Annotated in this window: 1 protein-coding gene; it reads right to left on the bottom strand. The window is 65.4% G+C overall.

Annotation, left to right across the window (positions count from 1 at the left end):
• Positions 1–103 precede the first annotated feature (103 nt).
• Positions 104–732 (bottom strand): TOBE domain-containing protein (locus CFB39_RS38490; protein WP_144030403.1); only part of this gene is annotated, 629 nt, incomplete at its 5' end.

Here is a 732-nt window from a genome sequence, read left to right as displayed (position 1 = left end):
CGCGGCAAGGCGGCCGCGGCGCTTGTACGCCTGGGGCGCGGCGGTCGTACCGGTCGACACCGGAGCGGAGGGCGTGGAAGCAGAGGTTCTCATCGTGGCGTCCTCACTGCGTCAGCACGACGCCGCTCGCCGGCGACCACGACACGAACACGTCGTCGTTCCACGCCGGCGCGTTGTCGTTCATCAGGTGCGAGCTCGACAGGTTCGACACGACTGTCTTGCCGCTCGGCAGGCGCACGTGGTACAGCGAGTAGCTGCCCATGTACGCGATGTCGGTCACGACGCCGCGCGCCCAGTTGTGTTTCGAGCCCGGCTTCTCGCGCGATACGTGAATGCGTTCCGGGCGCACGGAGATGCCAACCGGCATCCCGAGCGGGCCCGTGACGCCGTGGCTCACGTACATGCGCGCTTCGAGGTCGTCGCTTTCGACGAAGATGTGATCGGGTTCGTCCTCGACCACTCGCCCTTCGAACAGGTTGGTCGAGCCGATGAACTCGGCCGAGAAGCGGCTGTTCGGAAACTCGTACACCTCGCCCGGCGCGCCGATCTGCACGATCTTGCCCTCGCTCATCACCGCGAGGCGGCTGGCCATCGTCATCGCCTCCTCCTGGTCGTGCGTGACCATCACGCAGGTCACGTCGACCTTCTCGATGATGTTCACGAGTTCGAGCTGGGTCTTCTGGCGGATCTTCTTGTCGAGCGCGGACATCGGTTCATCGAGCAGCAGCAGCT

It is taken from the genome of Burkholderia sp. AU6039 (assembly GCF_002223365.1).
Classification (GTDB): domain Bacteria; phylum Pseudomonadota; class Gammaproteobacteria; order Burkholderiales; family Burkholderiaceae; genus Burkholderia.
Note: the sequence above shows the minus strand (reverse complement) of the source record. Positions and strands in the feature narration are given on the sequence as shown.